Source organism: Chryseobacterium tongliaonense, assembly GCF_041224435.1.
In the GTDB taxonomy this organism is placed as follows: Bacteria; Bacteroidota; Bacteroidia; order Flavobacteriales; family Weeksellaceae; genus Chryseobacterium; species Chryseobacterium tongliaoense.
On the sequence record NZ_JBGFFD010000002.1, the window covers coordinates 192685 to 211868 of the forward strand.

19 protein-coding genes are annotated in these 19184 nt (G+C 37.4%); 2 read left to right on the forward strand and 17 right to left on the reverse strand.

Annotation, left to right across the window (positions count from 1 at the left end; all coding sequences use genetic code 11):
- Window positions 1-181 precede the first annotated feature (181 nt).
- Window positions 182-640: a MaoC family dehydratase gene (locus tag AB8P06_RS05215; RefSeq protein WP_369838839.1), complete on the forward strand. Its 459-nt coding sequence runs from the start codon at window positions 182-184 to the stop codon at window positions 638-640.
- A gap of 684 nt (window positions 641-1324) precedes the next feature.
- Window positions 1325-2899, forward strand: coding sequence for a sigma-54 interaction domain-containing protein (locus tag AB8P06_RS05220; protein ID WP_369838842.1), 1575 nt, complete (start codon window positions 1325-1327; stop codon window positions 2897-2899).
- Window positions 2900-2938: 39 nt separating this feature from the next.
- On the opposite strand, the gene AB8P06_RS05225 is transcribed toward AB8P06_RS05220, so the two are convergent.
- From AB8P06_RS05225 to AB8P06_RS05305, 17 genes are all read right to left on the reverse strand, one after another.
- Window positions 2939-3571, reverse strand: a complete 633-nt coding sequence (locus AB8P06_RS05225; protein WP_369838844.1) for a TMEM175 family protein — start codon at window positions 3569-3571, stop codon at window positions 2939-2941.
- A 94-nt stretch (window positions 3572-3665) separates the two neighbouring features.
- Entirely contained in the window at window positions 3666-5015 is a 1350-nt protein-coding gene (locus AB8P06_RS05230; RefSeq protein ID WP_369838847.1) for a sigma-54-dependent transcriptional regulator, read from the reverse strand.
- Between the two features lie 22 nt (window positions 5016-5037).
- Window positions 5038-7308 carry a tetratricopeptide repeat-containing sensor histidine kinase gene (locus tag AB8P06_RS05235; protein ID WP_369838850.1) on the reverse strand — a complete coding sequence of 757 codons (2271 nt, stop codon included), beginning with the start codon at window positions 7306-7308 and terminating at the stop codon, window positions 5038-5040.
- Between the two features lie 45 nt (window positions 7309-7353).
- Window positions 7354-8019: a YoaK family protein gene (locus AB8P06_RS05240; RefSeq protein ID WP_369838853.1), complete on the reverse strand. Its 666-nt coding sequence runs from the start codon at window positions 8017-8019 to the stop codon at window positions 7354-7356.
- A 5-nt stretch (window positions 8020-8024) separates the two neighbouring features.
- The gene (locus AB8P06_RS05245) at window positions 8025-8498 is read right to left on the reverse strand and encodes a Dps family protein (RefSeq protein WP_369838855.1); all 474 of its coding nucleotides are present in this window, start codon (window positions 8496-8498) and stop codon (window positions 8025-8027) included.
- A gap of 1 nt (window position 8499) precedes the next feature.
- Window positions 8500-8925, reverse strand: coding sequence for a DoxX family protein (locus AB8P06_RS05250; protein WP_369838858.1), 426 nt, complete (start codon window positions 8923-8925; stop codon window positions 8500-8502).
- Between the two features lie 9 nt (window positions 8926-8934).
- The gene (locus AB8P06_RS05255; protein ID WP_369838861.1) at window positions 8935-10824 is read right to left on the reverse strand and encodes an amidohydrolase; all 1890 of its coding nucleotides are present in this window, start codon (window positions 10822-10824) and stop codon (window positions 8935-8937) included.
- Window positions 10825-10830: 6 nt separating this feature from the next.
- Entirely contained in the window at window positions 10831-11574 is a 744-nt protein-coding gene (locus tag AB8P06_RS05260; RefSeq protein ID WP_369838864.1) for a M17 family peptidase N-terminal domain-containing protein, read from the reverse strand.
- Between the two features lie 21 nt (window positions 11575-11595).
- The gene (locus AB8P06_RS05265; protein WP_369838866.1) at window positions 11596-13002 is read right to left on the reverse strand and encodes an alginate export family protein; all 1407 of its coding nucleotides are present in this window, start codon (window positions 13000-13002) and stop codon (window positions 11596-11598) included.
- 1 nt (window position 13003) lies between these two features.
- Window positions 13004-13636, reverse strand: a complete 633-nt coding sequence (locus tag AB8P06_RS05270; protein ID WP_369838869.1) for a hydrolase — start codon at window positions 13634-13636, stop codon at window positions 13004-13006.
- Window positions 13637-13712: 76 nt separating this feature from the next.
- Window positions 13713-14636 carry an alpha/beta fold hydrolase gene (locus tag AB8P06_RS05275; protein ID WP_369838872.1) on the reverse strand — a complete coding sequence of 308 codons (924 nt, stop codon included), beginning with the start codon at window positions 14634-14636 and terminating at the stop codon, window positions 13713-13715.
- Between the two features lie 139 nt (window positions 14637-14775).
- Window positions 14776-15264 (reverse strand): MaoC family dehydratase, encoded by a 489-nt coding sequence (locus tag AB8P06_RS05280; RefSeq protein ID WP_369838875.1) that lies wholly within the window; start codon window positions 15262-15264, stop codon window positions 14776-14778.
- Between the two features lie 67 nt (window positions 15265-15331).
- Window positions 15332-16153, reverse strand: coding sequence for an alpha/beta fold hydrolase (locus AB8P06_RS05285; protein WP_369838877.1), 822 nt, complete (start codon window positions 16151-16153; stop codon window positions 15332-15334).
- 355 nt (window positions 16154-16508) lie between these two features.
- Window positions 16509-17519 carry an NAD-dependent epimerase/dehydratase family protein gene (locus tag AB8P06_RS05290; RefSeq protein WP_369838880.1) on the reverse strand — a complete coding sequence of 337 codons (1011 nt, stop codon included), beginning with the start codon at window positions 17517-17519 and terminating at the stop codon, window positions 16509-16511.
- Between the two features lie 64 nt (window positions 17520-17583).
- Window positions 17584-18162 (reverse strand): Crp/Fnr family transcriptional regulator, encoded by a 579-nt coding sequence (locus AB8P06_RS05295; RefSeq protein ID WP_369838883.1) that lies wholly within the window; start codon window positions 18160-18162, stop codon window positions 17584-17586.
- Between the two features lie 49 nt (window positions 18163-18211).
- Window positions 18212-19009, reverse strand: a complete 798-nt coding sequence (locus tag AB8P06_RS05300) for a Cof-type HAD-IIB family hydrolase (protein WP_369838886.1) — start codon at window positions 19007-19009, stop codon at window positions 18212-18214.
- Between the two features lie 105 nt (window positions 19010-19114).
- Window positions 19115-19184, reverse strand: a 70-nt coding sequence (locus tag AB8P06_RS05305) for a hypothetical protein (protein WP_369840039.1), incomplete at its 5' end; no start/stop codon positions are given.

A 19184-nucleotide genomic window follows, 5' to 3' on the forward strand; every position in this document is an offset into this window, starting at 1 on the left:
ACCAGAAATTTTACAGACCAGATACGCTTCAAAGGATATACAAAATCATTTTACAGAATTATCCTATAAGATCATTAGTTTAATCTTAAAATCACATTCAAAACATTGATATTTTTGAACGGGTACAGTACAATCACCTTCTATCAATTAATACGAACAAACAATCGAAAAAAAATGCAATATGGTAATTATTAACAGTTTTGAAGAATACAAATCCTATGAAGGCAAGATCATTGGTTTTTCTGACTGGCATACAATAGACCAGCAACAGATCGACAAGTTTGCAGATGCAACATTAGACCATCAATGGATTCATGTTGATAGAGAAAAAGCAGAAAAAGAAAGTCCTTTCAAATCAACGATAGCACATGGTTATTTAACATTATCTCTTATCCCCTATCTATGGAAGCAGATTGCTGATGTGAGAAACGTAAAAATGGAAATCAATTACGGAATAGAAAACTTCAAATTCGGACAGGCTGTCCCTGTAAACAGTGAGGTGCAGCTTCAGGCTACTGCCAAGTTAATCACCAATCTCAAGGGAACAGTGAAAGCAGTCATTCAGGCAACATTAATCATCAGAAACCATGAAAAGCCAGCTTATATAGGCGATGTCATTTTTCTTTATCATTTCAAATAAATAATAATTTCAGCACTGTTATCATATTTTTATAATTAAAAGCCCAGTCTTCTTGTTGTTTCTCTTACTAAATAATTTGAACATAAGCCCAAATTCATTTCTTTAAAATAAAGGTAGCTATATCCGTTGTGCATTTTGGAAGTAATTGACAATTAAACACATATATTTTTGTTTTACTTTTTTAAATGAAATGTCTTTGCTTATCTTTATGAGAGATCATTTTATATAAGAAACTTTGTACAGCCTTGCGATAATTTAAAACGCAAAGAAAGACAAGACTTGATTTTAACTGTTTGAAAATAAGATAAACAAAGGCGTTCCACTTATTTTCGAAATACAAGGATTCAAAATGTACAACACGTGTAACTATGTATTATTTTACACTTATTGTTTCCGGTTTCTTTTAACGATCGGTTTTTATATCGCAAAGAAAAATTATGAATCGGACCTATCTAAGAAGGGCAAAATTTTTTATTAAAAGAATGCTTAATTACAGGTTTGCTGCTTTTCTTTGTTTTCCATAAAATATAGCAGTCGAATTTAAAAACTTTGCCTTAAAAAATGATTGAGTGTAAAATAGTATATAGTTACCAAAATAAAAATTCCCGGCTTAACAAAAGTTCTTTTTAGGTCAATATATCTGTGTCGTTTTCCTATCTTTAAACTTTCAATCAATAGACCTTTATGAGTAAACAGTCTGATCAGCACACCGATTTAATAAATCGGCTTCAGGAAATGCAGAAAGATCAGCAGGTAATTTCCTCTATAACGATGGCTTTTGCTAAAGTCTTAGATAAAAAACACCTCGATCTTGTATTAAATCAATCCTTTAAAAATGAATTCCTGTTTAATGATCTTAGCATTCTTACTGCAAATAATGATGAACAGTATATTTTTTACAGTTCTGTGACCAGCGGAAAAAATGACTATTATCTCAATTCACCAGATATTTATTTCGAGCAATGCATGCAATCATCAGAACCTGTTATTTTCTATCTTAATGATTTCTCTGAAAAGAAAACATTACCATCTTACTTTATGTCTGCAAAGAAACTGGGAATGCATACTGCAATAGGCTTTTGCTTACCTCCTGTCGGAAACCATAAGAATGTGATTTTCCTTTTTTATAAAAATTCCACAGAATTCAATGACCGATTAGAAAGAATATTAAGAGGTGTTTCTACCCAGCTATCCATCACGATAAGAAATATTTCTTTCTCTGAGAAGCTTGATATGCCTGACATTTCCGTTTCAGATTCTCAGAAAGACACTGATCCTGTTAAAAAAGAGAAAATAAATAAGAAAGGTTTTAATGGGATCATCGGGGAAAGTGAAATTATGCAGCAGATTTATCAGCAAATCACCCGGATTGCCCCTTCCCAATCTAACGTGATTATTTACGGAGAAACAGGAACAGGGAAAGAACTTATAGCACAAGCCATCCATGACCTTTCTTCTTTGGCTCACAGACCCATGATCAGAATTAATTGCGCTGCTATTCCTGCCAATCTTATTGAAAGCGAACTTTTCGGGCATGAAAAAGGAAGTTTTACCGGTGCTACGGCCCAACGAAAAGGAAAATTTGAACAGGCAGATAACAGTACTATTTTCCTTGACGAGATCGGAGAACTTCCTTTTTCGCTCCAGGGAAGATTACTGAGAGTTTTACAGGAAAAACAAATTGAAAGAATCGGCGGAAATAAAACCATTAAGGTAAATGTAAGGATTGTCGCAGCTACTAACAGAGTTTTAGAAAAAGAAGTTGCCGAAGGAAGATTCAGGCTGGATCTGTATCACCGGCTGAATGTTTTCCCTATTCATTTATCTGCATTACGCGACAGGAAAGAAGACATCCCATTACTGGCAGATTATTTCCTGGAAAAGCTCAATCTGAAGACAGGTAAAAAAATCAACGGCTTTTCTCAAAAAGTAATGAATGCAATGAGCAAGAATCCATGGCCCGGAAACATTCGAGAGCTTGAAAACACGATCGAAAGAAGCATCCTTACCGCAAAAGATAACATGATCAGGACAATCGATATTCCAAAGGCTTTTAATGCCAAAGATACGGACCAGGATTTTCAGATTAAGACATTGCAGCAGGTGGAGAAAGAGCATATTCTACAAATTGTCGAAAAATGTAACGGCCGGATTTTCGGACCACAGGGAGCGGCTTTATTATTAGGATTACGCCCAACAACTCTCATTTCCAAAATGCAGAAGCTCGGAATAAAAAAAGAATATTATTTTAAAAAATAAATAATAGAATTTATATTGAAAATTAATTTAACCCCGCCTTCAGTCTATTTCCGGTTTATTAATACTCATTTCAATTTTCCCCGATGATAACGCCCAAAATACCCATAATCCTAAAATTATAATTAAAGCAACAACAGGGATCCGGAAAGAAAAAAGCAATGCAATAAGATAAATCGGAAAGCCATACAGATAATTGTTGCGGATCTTTCTTATAGCGGCGTTCGTAATTCCCGGACGTAAAAGCTTCTTGTTACGACTGGCTAAAAACCAGAGTAAATTATAGGCGAAGTTGATCAGAACAAAGATCCCCGTATACATAGCCACAACCACTGAAGAAGCCTCCCCATTAAAATATCTTGCCAATAAAGCGGTAGGGTAAGAAACAGTAGAAACCAGAAAGAGAATTAGACCATTGGCAAACATAACAGCTGAATTACGGCTATAGATCTGCTTGAAAATCTTATGATGATTGACCCACATTATGAAAATACTGAAAAATGAAAGAATAAATGCCAAAAATTCGGGCCATTGATTCTTTACAAAAAGCAGGAGATCATTTCCATTTTTTATTAGATTTTTTTCCGGTACGTGAAGATCTAAAACTAAAAGAGTTACCGCTATTGCAAAGACAGCATCACTAAATCCTTCAATTCTAACTGTTTCTTTTTCCATAATTTTCTTCTTTTTATTGCACAAAAAATGCTTCACTTTATCGATAAGTGATTTTAAAACATAAAAATTTTAAGCTGTTTTTCTTTACCTGAGATTATTTATACCCTTTGTCAATTCCCAGTTTTTTCATTTTAGAATAAAGCGTTTGGGGCTGGAGCTTTAATAGTTCTGCCGCACCACCTATCCCTGAAACCTTTCCGTTGGAACTTTGTAAAGCACTTATAATATGGTCTCTTTCCATTTCTTCCATCGATTTTAACGGTCCCGGAGTTTCAGAAAGCTTTTCTATATTTTTCGGAAGATCAAAATTTTCAATTTCTGTTGTCTTTGCCAAAAGGACACTTCTTTCTATAAGATGTTCCAGCTCCCGTATATTTCCCGGCCAATGGTAGTCATACAACTGGTGCAACGCTCTTTCGGCTATTGAAGTGATATTTCGCTTCGAAGCTGTAGCATATTTGTTTAAGAAAAAATTGGCCAACAATTCGATATCTTCTTTTCTTTCTCTCAAAGGGGGCAGCTCTATCGGAAAAACATTCAGCCGGTAATACAGATCCAGCCTGAATCTTCCTTCAGCGACTTCTTTTTCCAAGGAACGGTTTGTTGCTGCCACAATCCTTACATTTACCTTAATGGTTTTATTGCCACCCAGACGTTCAATTTCTTTCTCCTGCAAGACCCGTAAAAGCTTTACCTGAGAATCCAGCGGTAACTCCCCTATTTCATCGAGAAAAACTGTTCCGCCATTGGCCTGTTCAAATTTCCCGATTCTCTGAGTATCGGCACCTGTAAAACTTCCTTTATCATGCCCGAAAAGTTCTGACTCAATGAGCGAATGAGGTAATGCTGCACAGTTGACCACAACAAGAGGCTGGGCACTGCGGTTTGAAAGCGCATGGACCGACTGGGCCACTTTTTCTTTGCCGGTTCCGCTCTCGCCCACGACAAGAACTGAGGTATCAGTAGGTGCCACCACTCTTATTTTTTCAATAACATCTTCAAGTGCACTGCTTTTTCCAATAATTCCTTCAATGCTGTCATGATTCGTCTTCTTTTCAGAATCAATTCCTTTCTCAAGATTAAACCGATATTTTGCAATATCAAGCATAACGATCAGATCACGTTCGCGAAAGGGTTTAACCATAAATCCGTAAGGTTGGGTTTCTTTTACGGCTTCCAGCGTCGACTGATTGGTATTCGCTGAAATATAGAGAAAGGGTAAATGTATTTCACGGAGTTCCCACGCAAGATCTATTCCTGTAAGATCACCTTTCAGCATAATATCAAGAAGCACCCAATTCGGCTTATCATCTGCAATTAATTTTCTGGCCTGAACTACCGAAGAGGCAATACCGGTAATCTGATATCCCGCTTTTCTCAGCATAATCTTAAGATCATTAGCTACGATAAATTCATCTTCTACAATTAAAATTTTTTCTTTCATTTTGATTTAAAATTTCAACTTCTTATTTTGAAGCGTCAATCTCTATATTTTTTCTAAAGGTGATTATTATTTTTAAACCTTTACTGTTCTCGAGCAAAAAAGTTCCGTCCAGCTGCTCTGCCAATCCTCTCATGAGATTCATTCCGAGAGATTCAGTTTCATCAATATCAAAATTTTCCGGAAGCCCAACCCCGTTATCTGAAATAATAAGTTCATAAAAATCTCTTCCGGTATTTTTGAAAGAAACCAATACTTCACCTTTTTCATTGTCAGGGAATGCATATTTCACCGTATTATTTACCGCTTCATTGACGATGAGCCCCAACGGTACAGCCTGCGAAACATCCAGAAAAACCTTTTCAGTATCAATTGAAAAATTAATGACCTTCTCTGCAGAATAGCATTCTCTGATATAGCCGATCAATTCATAAATATACCACGAAATATCTATCGTTGAAAGGTTATCGGACTGATACAGCTTCTGATGAATCAAAGACATGGCATGCATTCTGTGCTGGCTATTCTGAATTGCCATTAAAGCATCTTCATTATCCAGATAAGCCGACTGTGTATTCAAAAGACTAATCACAATCTGCAGGTTGTTTTTCACCCTGTGATGTATTTCTTTTAATAACCATTCTTTTTCGGAAAGCAGTTTTTTCAGCATTTCATTCTGTTCGTCAATCTGCTGACGTTTTAATTCAAGCTTTTTATTTGCCTGACTCTTTACTCTTGAACGATTGTAAAGTAATGCCGCAAAAAGAATAAGGACTACAATACTTCCGACAAAAACATATTTGATAAATGTATCATTCGCAATCTGGGTATCCTGTAATTTTCCTTTTTGGGTTAATAATTCTATATTTTTATCTTTCTGATCTGTTTCAAATTGAATCTTCAAGCTGCTGATCTGCTTACTTTTTTCACCATTGAAAACAGAATCCGAAAACTTTTTATATAACTGATAATGCCTGATTGCATCCAGATATCTACCTTGTGTTGAATCAGCTTTAAACCAGATTAAATAATTTTCCGACCGCAACATCTCATTTCCGTTATTTTGGGCTATCGAATCAAAAAGCTTGGCCTCACGATACATTTTATCATAGTTTTTGGTCTGATAATGATAAAAAATAAACCCTCTCAATAAAGACATCTGCTTGTTATTTTTATCAGCATCTTCCCCGTAATGAGCCACCAGTTTTTTATAATAAATCTCGGCATTCTTGAATTGTTTTAAAATCGTATAAGTGCTGAATAGTATATAATTTTCGGTCATTTCAAACTCCTGATCGGCAATCGGATAACGTACTTTATATTCTTTGATCATCGTAATAGCCTGATCGAATTTCTTTTGCCTGATCAACATTGTCGAAATATTGTTGGCAACCGTTCGTATATAGCCGTTATCTTTATTTTTTTTCGCAACCGCTAATGATTTTTTCCAATATTTCATGGCATCATCATTTTGACGCAGGTAATAATAAACCAGTCCTATATGATTGTATATGGAACTCATCTGCAAAGAGTTATCATTAAGACTCATAGCCGTTTTCTCCGCTAAAAGCCCATACCGTAAAGCCTCTTCATAATTGGCCTTCTGAACCTCAGCCTGGGAAAGCAAGTTATAAACACCCTGCAATTCTTTAAACCTGACAGACTGATACGTTACCAAAGACTCTTTAAGCAATGGTATGGACTTATCCGGAGCTTCCATCAGATTATAAAGCTCTCCTAAATCTTTTAAGACGGAACCCTGCTGCAATTTTGCCCCTGAATTTTTAAAAAGACTGAGCGCTTTTTCTTTAAGCTTGATTTTTGTATCCAGATTTTTGGGATCATTATCATACATAAAGGAAAGCTCTTCATACCCTTCACCGGCCTCCTTGATCATTTTATTTTTTTCAAAATAATTGACAGCCGCTTTCATTTTTGAAAAAGCAGCCATCTTATTTTTTCTTTCTTTATCAATTTTAGCCTCCAGAAATATTGATTTCCCTTTGTTCAGCTTATCACCGGTTTTCACAATCAACAGATTAGCTTCTTTGTTGAGAATTTCCGCACTGTCGAGATCTGATTTCAGTTCCCCTTTTTTGCTTATATAATAATCACTCAATCTCAGTAATAAGGCTGTTTTTTGGGCATTGTTCTTCGATGAGGAAATCTGCTTTCTCAATAGTGCGGGGTTTTCCCTGACCTGAGCTTTCAGGGTAATGCCTGCAAACATCAAAACCCATGAAAAACAAAATATCTTTAGTGGATTTCTATTAAAAAAGTAAAAAGTAAAATTCATTTTTTAAAGATAATTCATTATCCAATTATTTACCAGTTTTTATGACTAGATTTTACGGTGATAAAGATAACAGATGATCATTGCCAAACCCGGCCAGGCCAACATTACAAGACCAAATTGTTTTCCCGCAAAAGCACCTAAAAAACATCCTACTAAAAAACCTAAAATGGTAATCAGCTGTTTCTTTAAGCTGGCCAGTGCATCAGGGTCATTAAAGCCATTCTTTAATAAATTCCCGACATCCAGAGAGGCCTGGGTAACATTCCCGGTCATCATGGTAGTGGGCCCATGCGTTTCTTTAGCATACAATTTCCCGAAGGCATTCTGAAGTCCCATCGCAAAAACAGCTGTCATAGCAACGGCATACATCATCCATCCTGTAAAAACGCCTAAGTAATTTAATGTGGCGACAAGAGTTCCGCTTAACAACAATATAAACCCTTCCCAGAATAAAATAGTGTAATGATTCGTGAATTTGTAGGCAATTCGTCCACCTGCAATTACCGCCAGAATAAAAACCGGAAAAGTGAGCAGCTTCACCCATGCATGAATATCGGATCCTTTTACGAACTGATATGCAAATACAATAAAGTTTCCTGTAACATGCGCTGAAAAAACAGAATCTGCAGCTACAAAGGTCACCGTATCGCAATATCCGGCAATCATAGTCAGCAGCAATGTGACAAAACCTATATTATTTTTAAGTTCCATACTGCTTATTTTAAATGTGAGCGTAGCATCCAGGCCATCTTTTCGTGAGTTTCCAGTAATCCGGTTATGTAGTCACTGGTTCCTGCATCCTTAAATTCGACAGCAAAATTTTCTATGTTTTCACGAAGATGAATCACAATACTTTCATGATCAGACAAAAGCTCCTTCATATAAGTCAGACTGTCATTTGCCTCTAAATGATGTTCCGACAAATGGGTCAATGTAAGATATTCCCTTAATGTTGCGGGTGCATAATGACCTAACATCCTGATTCTTTCTGCGATGCTGTCCGTGATTTCATCTAACTGCTTATACTGGGCTTCAAAAAACAAATGCTTGTTATAAAAATCTGCCCCTTCCACATTCCAGTGTGCCTTTTTTGTTTTTGTGTACAGTACAAATTCATCTGCTAATGTTTGAACCAATACTTCAGCAACTTTCGCTAAGTTTCCATTTTTAATTCCAATTGAAGTTTTCATTTTAAAGTATATTTAATAAATAATAATCGAGTGAATATTTTCCTGCACCAAGTGCAAGAAGGAGTAATAATGATAAGGTGTACATAAAAGGAACGTCGCGAACTTCGGGAGAATCTTTTCTGTGAACCACAAAATATCCGATTGCCGTAACTCCAATTGTGGGTAAAACCGCGAGCCTTGTTCCCAATCCTAAAATGATTAAAAAAGGAACAACCAGATCTGCAAATGAAGCCACCAAAGCATTCATTTTACTGGGAAGTCCGAGAGGGTTGGGAATAATTTCTTTCTGACCATTTTCTAATCTGAATTTTTTTAGTCCATGAACGCTGAACAGCTCGATTCCTAAAAGTATTCTAAAGATCAGAACAGCAATATCATTAAATGATGAGCCTAAATCCGATGAAAGGATCTGTTTTAAAATTTCCATATTTTTTATTTAAAAAGCAAAACACGAACAGCCCAGAGCACCCCAAAATGCATGATAATTATTAACCGGAAGATTACTCATTCTCGCATGATCATGGTTATGATGGTGAACGTCACAACTTCCTGCACAATTGTGAACCTGTGAAGTTAAAGGTGCTTTAAATTCTGATTTTATATTTTTCTCAATCTCTGTCTGGAAATGTCCGCCCACGGGATAATATCCATTATAGAGATTGGTTGGCGACCAGTCCGGGAAAACAGGAACTGATGGCGGTGCAAATGATGAAAACTCACCTTTTGCATAGACAATTTTTCCATCTACGACCGTCATTTCCGCTTCAATGTTTTTAATTTCTTCATCATCAACACTGAAATAATCCTGATTAAGAACTGCCAAATCGGCAAACATTCCTACCTGAATATCTCCTTTTTTCTGCTGCTCCTGGGAAAACCATGCACTACCTTTTGTATATAATTCCAATGCGGTTGCTCTATCCAACACTGTTTCGTGGTATAATTGAAGCCCGCCAACCGTTTTTCCTACCGTTAACCAATACATTGAAATCCATGGATTATAACTGCTTACTCTCGTTGCATCCGAACCCCCACCAACAGGAACTTCCATTTCCAGCATTTTTTTGACAGGTGGTGTGTTTTCTGCTGCGGTTGTACCATAATGATCTGTAAAATATTCGCCCTGATAAGCCATTCTGCTCTGGATGGCAATTCCTCCACCGAGCATTTTTACCCGTTCAATATTTTTTTCATCAATGGTTTCAGCGTGATCGAAAATCCAGGGAAGCCCGTTGAAAGGAATATCCCGGTTTACTTTTTCAAATACATTTAAAAATCTGGTGATGCTTTCATTATATGTTGCATGGAGCCTGAAAGGCCAGCGATTTTCCACTAATAGCCGAACCACTTTTTCGAGATCGGCTTCCATATTTTCAGGCAAATCCGGTCTTGGCTGTAAAAAGTCTTCAAAATCTGCTGCTGAAAAGACCAACATCTCTCCCGCTCCGTTGTGACGGTACATATCATCTCCCTGATATAATTTTACCATATCAATCCATTCGCTGAAATCTTCGAATTCGTGTTTAGGCTTTTGGGTAAATAAATTATAGGCAATTCTTACCGTTAATTGTTTTTTCTCATTCAGCTCATTCACCACTTGATAATCATCCGGAAAATTCTGAAAACCACCTCCTGCATCTATTACACTGGTAATTCCGAAACGGTTTAATTCTTTCATAAAATGCCTCGTGGAATTCAGCTGATGTTCATACGAGAGTTTCGGTCCCCGAGCTAAGGTAGAATATAAGATCATTGCATTTGGAGTTGCGATAATCAATCCCGTCGGTTCTCCGTTGGCATCTCTTTCAATATGTCCGCCAACGGGAGCAGGGGTATTTTTGTTAAAACCAACTGTTTTTAGTGCAGCTCTATTCATTAAAGCTCTGTCATATAAATGCAGAATAAAAACAGGTGTTTCAGGGGCAATGGCATTGATTTCCTGCAGGGTTGGCATCCTTCTTTCCGCAAACTGAAATTCTGACCAGCCCCCCACTACACGCACCCATTGTGGTGAAGGTGTACGGTCTACCTGATCTTTCAGCATCCGGAGCGCATCAGCTAAAGAAGGAACTCCGTCCCATCTTAATTCAAGATTATAATTTAATCCGCCACGAATCAAATGAATATGAGAATCATTAATTCCAGGAACAACTCTTTTCTTTTTAAGATCAATCATTACCGTAGATTCATTTGCAACCTGATCTGTTAATCCGTCATTTCCTACAGCAATGATTTTACCTTCTTTAATCGCTACTGCGGAAATATCAGGCGTTTCTTTATTGAAACTGTGAACCTTCCCATTGTATAAAATAAGATCTGCTTTCATCACCAATTATTTGCTGTTCAGTTTTGAAATCGCCTCCTGAATACCTCCTCCGGCAACGGTGAAAAATGAAGGTCCTGCCAGCAAAATCAGCTTTTGGAGCTTGATTTTATCAGATAAATGTTGGGCGTTTAAATAGGTTTGGGCCCGGTACGCATCAAAAGCTCCCAAGACCACATTTTCCGCAACTAAAGCTGTCGGAGAATCTATTCCGGCATCTTTAATATCACTCGCAAAAGAAACGGTTTTCACCTGCAACTTTAACGCTTCCCGCATTGCCACGCTTCCCACTTCTTTCATCAAACCGGCGTCAAAAGAGTTTCTGTTTCCCAATCCTATTAACAGCAGTTTTTTAGATGCTAAACTTCCTTTTGGCGGAGTGATTAATAATGTTTCCAATGCGTGACCTTTGAATTTACCGGTTTTTCTGACATCAGTGATAATTCCCTTTAAGGCTTCATCCAAATGAATCATCCCGTTCAATTCTTTGGGAAGTGCAGGCGGATTGAAAATATCACCTTCTGTGTATTCGAAAACACAGGCAATCTGAAGATCAGCTACTGCTGCAGAAGGCCCCTGAACGAGCCCCTGAACAGAAATACCATCGACTGTTCCCCATATTTTTGTGGTTCCAATTGTAGTTTTTGTTTCAGTTGTTTGTGCTGAAACGAAATTGATCGCTGAACTTGCCAAAACAAATGCAGTAAACACTGCTTTAGACCAATTGATGTATTTTGAAATTGAATTTTGCATAATAAATGATTTTAGTAATGATTAAAATTTGAATCCTAACCGGATATTATAAAAGACACCGCTTTTTGCATCCGGAATAATATCTTCGATAAAAGCTCCTTTCCGGAAATACTGAAGTCCGCTCACCAGAGTGAAAAATCTGTTAAAAACGTATGTGAAACCGGTTAAATAAGCTGTCCCGATATATCTTTTGCCTGAGCTGCTTCCAGGGCGGTTCAAAGCTCCGCTTGGTCGATAAACTCCGTCATCCAGGGAATATCGCCAGTTGAAAACGACATCTGCCTGCATTTTTAGTTTAGACGTCAAATCTATGGTTGCATAAGGATGAATATCAATTAAATTGACCGGGCCAACCTGTGGACTGAAGCCAAAATACCCGCCTTTCGGATATAAAGGATTAAATGTATTAAGCTTTCTGTCTTCTTTGGACTGATCTCCGGAAATATAATCGTTTCTCAGGTTGATACTCGGTTTGAATTTTATGTTTTCAAACAGATATCCTATATCTACAGAGCCTGTCCACGCACTGATATCTTCATTTCCAAAGCCTCCGAACTGATAGGCAGCCTCAAGATTATAGATAAATCCACCGCCATACTTCCAAAGTCTTCCGCCAATGGTGTGACGTTTTTCTTTAGCTATTCCCGCTTCAAAAACGGATTCATCTCTTCGAATTCCGATATAGTACAAATCGAGATTTCCGGCTTTGGGAATAATGATTTTAGAATAGACGCCCCAAAGATTGAGCTGTTTTGAAATTTTATTATCGAAAACTCCGGTATTGATGCTGTCTGCCATCATAGCAAAGGCATCTACAGAAATATTTTTATGGGAAAACATGATTTTTGCCCCGGTAAAAGAAAGTCTTGCATTCGGCCCTTCTCTTACGGAAATTAATCTCCCCGAGCCATAATCCAGTTCCTGTCGTCCCAATCTGAATATCAGTTTTTGATCTGCTTTGTTAATCAAATTGGCATCTACGAAGAGATTCTGAATGCTCAACTGATCTTCATCAATTCCTCTGGAACCGTTTTTTCTTCCATTCTGTAAAACACTTCGAACTTGTGAAAATATCCTGATATTTTTTCCTAAATGCAGATCCGAATGCACGTCATACCGCTGCAGAAAGAAATTGTTGTGCCCTATATTCAGCCTGCCCCAATCTTCGTTGTTGAAATCCACATATTCATACCGCACTTCACCACCAAAAGACAAATACATATTCTTCTTTTCATTGAGTGGAAGAAATTTAACCTTATTATAAAAACCATCTGCAGAGTCCTTTAAATATTCATAATTTTCATCGTAACGCAAAAGCTTAAAACTCTGGGCTGATAAATTATCAGAATATAAAAAAATCAGAAATACGGCAATCTTTAAAAACGATATGGAAAATGCAGATTTCAACATTGAAAATTGTATATACATATTAATGATTCAGCATATGATGGGCATAGTGAATTCCCAATCCGTAAGAACCGCCGTATTTTTTCATCAGATTTGTTACGGGAACATAGGTTTCCTGACGAGCCCAATCTCTCTGAAGTTCTAAAATATACTGGATTGAAGTCATGGGTTTTACTCCTGCATGAATCATTCTCTGAATAGCTCTTTCGTGGGCCTCATCGCTTACATCACCGCAGGCATCAGTGATTACATATACATCATAATTTTCTTCAAGTGCTGACAGGGCAGGTCCTACGATGCATACGCCGGTCCATAATCCTGCAAAAACCAGTTTCTGTTTCTGGGTTCCTGTGATTGCTTTATATGCCGCTTCGTCTTCCCAGGTATTCATTGTCGTCCTGTCGATATATCCTGAAGTTGCTATCGGATATGTTTCCTCAATTTCCGGAAAAACGGGTCCTGCAAAGCTTTCTTCAGCAACTGTGGTTACAATGGTTGGTATATTAAATATTTTGGATGCTCCACAAACTACAGCAACATTATTTCGTAGTTCATTCATAGAAATGCTTTTCGTCGCAAATGCCATTTGGCCTTCAAAATCGATCAATACCAAGGCATGATTATCCGGAGAAAGCAATTTTGTTGATGGTTTCATAAAAGTTTATTTATTTGTTATTATTAGTTGGAGAAAGATCAACTGCCTATATTTCCCCACAGGCAGTTGCTGTTATTTACTGTTTCAAAAATTTGATGAATTCTGCATTGAATTTATCTTTTTCTTCCAGAAATGAAGCATGCCCACTATTGTAAAACGGCACTAATTGAGAGCCTGAAATACCTTTATGCATTTGTTCGGCCAATGCATAAGACACGATTTGGTCCTGCTTCGCATGCAGAATTAAAGTGGGAATTTTAATTCTTGGAAGATCGCCTCTCAAATCTTCGTCTCTTAAAGCTATTAATGCCTGTTCCATAGCATATGGAGATGACTGCATTTCAATATTTCCTAACCATGCTCCGATTCCCGGAGAGACAGACGTTGGTGATAAAACAAATTTTTCACCCACAGCTGCCAGCAATGCCGGTCTGTCTGTATTATTTAACTCAATCCACTTCGAGATATCTTCTTTGGTGAAAAATGGATAAGGGTAATCCGCTTTTTTAGTATGGCAGGGTGCCGCAGCTGAAAATAATGCCAATTTGCTTATATGAGCACTGTTATATTTTGCAACATAATGCAGTGCAATCGCTCCACCCATAGAATGCCCTCCTAATGTAGCATCCTTAATTTCCAATTTATCAAGAACAGCTTTGATATCAGCAGCAAACTGATCATAATTATATTTCCCGTAAGGTTTGTCTGACTGTCCAAAACCTCTCAATGTGATTCCAATTACACGATAACCTGCTTTTATAAGAGGGTGATATTGATATTCCCATGAGGCATCACTTAACGGATATCCGTGGATCAAAATAACGGGCTTTCCCTCACCAAGATCGGTAACATGAAGCTTTACATTGGGTTCAACCTCAATATATTCCGCTCTTGCTTTCATTGCGTTTTCCGCCTTGCTCTCCGGTTTGTTTTCCGGATTGCACGAAATAAGCAGTGTTGTTAATAAAACGACAGTGCTAATCATTGATTTAATTTTCATGATGATGTATTTACATATCTATTGCAGGCATGGAATAGATTTGTTTTAAATTAACTACTCCATACCCAAAGAAAAATTTATTTGTAATAAATGAGAAGATTCAAAAAGTGTGATCAGATTGTAACTATCTAAGCTAATTTTATCGCTTCAATAAATATTTATGCTGACCTTCCAATACAAGCTCTGATTTTTGGTTGTATACTGTTACTTTTGTTGTAACAATCCCTTTATCTCCCTGCGGATGCAGATCTGTAATCGTGAGCGAAGAATATAGTGTATCTCCGGAATGAACCTCCTTCAGGAAATTACATGAAAGTTCTAAAAAGCTAATGAAAACACTTCCAAAATAATGTGGCAGCAAAGTTGCTCCCGGTGCAGTAAAAGCCAGAACCTGCAGGCCATGTACAACCGGAGCTGTATGTCCGTACCTTTTGGCATATTCCATATCATAATGGATCGGGTGGTTATCACAGGATACCGTCTGAAAAGCTGAAGCATGGGCATCCGTTAATGTTCTGCTTGGAGCTCTGAATACCTCTCCTATGATTAGTTCATCGAAAGTACGGGCCGGTACAATAGAGAAATCTTCAGGATTAAATCCCGATTCTTTTGTATTTGAATTTTCCATAATAGGTTTATGAATTTGAATAAGTCACTGTTCCCTAAGCATATTGAAATAACAGTAATTTTAAGTTTTACTGTGTTATAAATGCCAATATATCATTGTTAATGGTTTCAGCTTCCGTAGTGGGCATTCCATGAGGGAATCCCGGATAAGTAATCAGCTGGCCGTTTTTCAACAATCTGGCAGATTTTACACCGGCATTTTGATAAGGAACAATCTGATCATCTTCTCCATGCAATACTAAAACCGGGATATCAACTGCTTTTAGATCTTCCGTGAAATCAGTTTCCGAAAATGCTTTAATACATTCATAATGCGCTAAGATACTTCCCATCATCCCCTGTCTCCACCAGTTTCTCTGAATGCCTTCTTTTACAACAGCACCTTCCCTGTTGTAACCATAAAAGGGAATAGTTAAATCAATATAAAACTGCTGTCTGTTGGTAAGGGTCTGATTTCTGATATCATTGAAAACTTCCATTGGTACCCCGTCAGGATTATTTTCACTTTTTACCATAACCGGCGGAACCGCACTGATTAAAACTGCTTTGGCAACTCTGTCTTTACCATATTTATTCGCATAGCGGATAACTTCCCCTCCTCCGGTTGAGTGGCCAACATGAATCGCATCTTTTAAATCCAGGTATTCAGTCAATTCTGCCACGTCTGCAGCATAGGTTTCCATTTCGTGTCCGGAAAGGGTCTGTCCTGAACGTCCATGGCCTCTTCTATCGTGGGCAATTACACGATACCCCTTTTTCAGAAAGAACATCATCTGTGCATCCCAATCGTCAGATGATAATGGCCATCCGTGGTGAAACATGATAGGTTGTCCTGTTCCAAGGTCTTTGTAAAAAATCTCTGTTCCGTCTTTTAGTTTTAAAGTACTCATTGTTGTAATTTTGATTAATAATTAAATTCACAAAATTAATTTCAAAAAGCATTCTAAAACTATAATCAATTAAATATCAACAAATTAAATACATACCACGGTTTTAAAAATTACGATATATCGTAATTTTATAGAATTACTCATTAAATATCATAAAATTGACTGATCATTTAGCCCAAAACCTGTTCCTTTCACACCATTTATTTGGTAAATCAACCTGTTTTTATGTGCCATTTTAAGTAGTTCAAAGAAAAAGAAATCATTTTTCCATTAAAATCAAATATCGCAAATGGTGATATTGCGATATTGAAATAATAACGATAGAAATTACATAACGGTACAGGCATAATACCCTTTAAAGTAATTCCTGGTGGTCCATCAGGTAGGCCAATGCTTCTTTTACTGCCTGTTCAGGATCTTTCGGATTAAATCCTAATTCATTTCTTGCCTTAGAGATATCAAAATTCTGTTGCAATCCGGAAAACATGGCAATATCTTTTGTGGTTAATACAGGTGGTTTTCCGCTTATTTTAGCTGAAAATTCCATAAAACCTGCAATGGCATAGAGTACGAATTGAGGAACAGAGCCCGGCACTTTGATTTTCAATTCCGGATATAGTTTTTGAGCCAGTTTGGTGGTATCGGTAATGGTCATACATTTTTCGTTGGCCAGAATATAACGCTCACCCGGTTTCCCTTTTTGTGCGGCAAGACAGCAGCCTTCAGCAACATCTTTCACATCGACCCAATTCAATGTGATCTTTGTGTCCATCGGAATTTGCTTATTCAAAATCAGCTTCAGTATTCCATAGGAAACATTCAGGGGCAGGAACGCTTCACTGCCGATCATCGCGGCCGGCATTACCGAAACCAGCTCAATTCCCAATTTTTCAGCCAGTTGAAAAGCCAGTTTTTCACCGTCATTTTTCGAGTTGTAATACATATCCCTGCGGTCAGGATTGTATCCGTTACTTTCTTTAGTGGGAAGATTGGTGTAATCCAGAGCAGCGATAGAACTTACGTAGACAATTCTTTTTACTCCTGCTTCAGCAGCAGCTTCTATTGTATTTTTTGTTCCCTGCATATTTACATCGTAGATTTCCTTTTTAGGATCTTTGGCCCATAATTTAAATGAAGCACCTACGGCATAAAATGTATGGACACCTTGAAGAGCCTTTACAAATGATGCTTTGTCCGTAATATCTGCCTGAACCACTTCGCAGTCCAGATCCTTGAAACAGTCTTTATTTTTGATGTTGCGAACGGAAGCCCGAACCTGAAATCCTTTTTTGATCAGTAATCTTACCAGATTGTTGCCCAGGTGACCGTTGGCGCCGGACACCAATACTAAGTTTTTATTTGTCATATCCATTGGTTTTAAATGATGATGCAAAGTTCAGCCTTACTCATTCAAAACCACTTCGCAAATGTTACCTAATGATATTTTTACGGATACGGCTCAAACTTTTTGGGTTCATGCCAAGAAAAGAAGCGATGTACTGCATCGGGACATTGTGGAGCAATTCAGGATGTTCTTCCATCAGCTTTAAATAACGCTGTTCAGCAGTAAGCGTTGCCAGTTCCTTCGCGCGTTTTTCATTATAGGATAGCGATTGCTGAAATACCAAAAAACTAAAATCCTTAAATGCAGGACTTTGTTGAGTAAGCAGATCAAGATCATTTTTTGTAATCCGTAAAAGCTCACATCCGGTAATGCACTCAAGATTTTCATCAGATTGGCTTTGATCAGCAAAGTGGGAATAGGAAGTAATAAAGCCGGGCGGGCAATTGATGTGAGTGGTCACCTCATCACCTTTATCATTGTAATGAAACAGACGGACAAAACCGGAAACTACGAAATATAAGTATTGCGGTATTTTTCCTTCTTCTTCAATCAGTCTGTTTTTCGGATACAGGACAGGTTCAAAATATTGAATGTACAGGTCTCTCTCCAAATCGGAAAGTTTTACGTTTTTGGAAATAAGTTGGATCAACTGATCATGCATCATATAAAGGTAAAAAAATACATCAACTGACAAAAAATCTGAAATGATGATTTTAGGAAACGAATATTTTTTTTATGGTCTGTAAAACCCCAAAACTATCATTGGAACAGGCTTCAAAATTGGCAGCTTCTTTTACGGAAGGATGCGCATTTTTCATGGCATAGGAATATTCAGCTTTCTTAAGCATTTCGATATCATTCATATAATCTCCGAAAGCCATCGTCTGTTGCGGGGAAATATTAAGAGATTTCTGCAGTTTTTCCAGGGCATTCCCTTTATTGATATTCTTATTCATGATATCCAGCCAGTGAAGCCCTGAAACCACAACTTCCAGATTAAATTCTTCAAACTTTTTCAGCATGGGATACAGATATTTTTCAGCACCGTCGGGATGATAAACCGCAATTTTAAAAGCACTGTCATTGACTTCTTCAGTTAAATCCTCTCTTTTCTGATTTTCCGTATAATATTGGGAAAAGAAATCTATAAAATCCTGGTCATCAGTCTCGTAATAAGCATATTTTTTTGCGGACAGCACCGCTCTGGCTTTTGGAATTTCACGGATAGCCTTAATGATATCCACGATATGATTATGCTGCAGCTTATCTGCAAAAAGCTCTTTATTTTTATACACCACATATCCGCCGTTTTCGGCAATAAAGCCTATTTCGTTTTCTATATCACCAAAATACCGCGTGATACTTGGCATTTGTCTTCCGCTCGCAGGAACAAAAATGATATCTCTTTTCTTGAGTTCTTTATAAATTTCCGGAAACTCCATGCTCATCTCGTGATTTGAGTTGAGGAAAGTTCCGTCCATATCTGTAACAATCAATTTAATGTGCTTCATAATCTTACTGTCTAAAAATTGTTTTCCTGTGAAAGAAAAATCATCGTTTATTTTAATACATCTCTGCGTGCAATCCTATTTTCTCAATTATTTCCGGATACTATTTTATTTTTTATAATGAATCAGAGGAAGGCTTTTCAGGACTTCTGCACTCTGTTCCGGGGTAATATCTCTT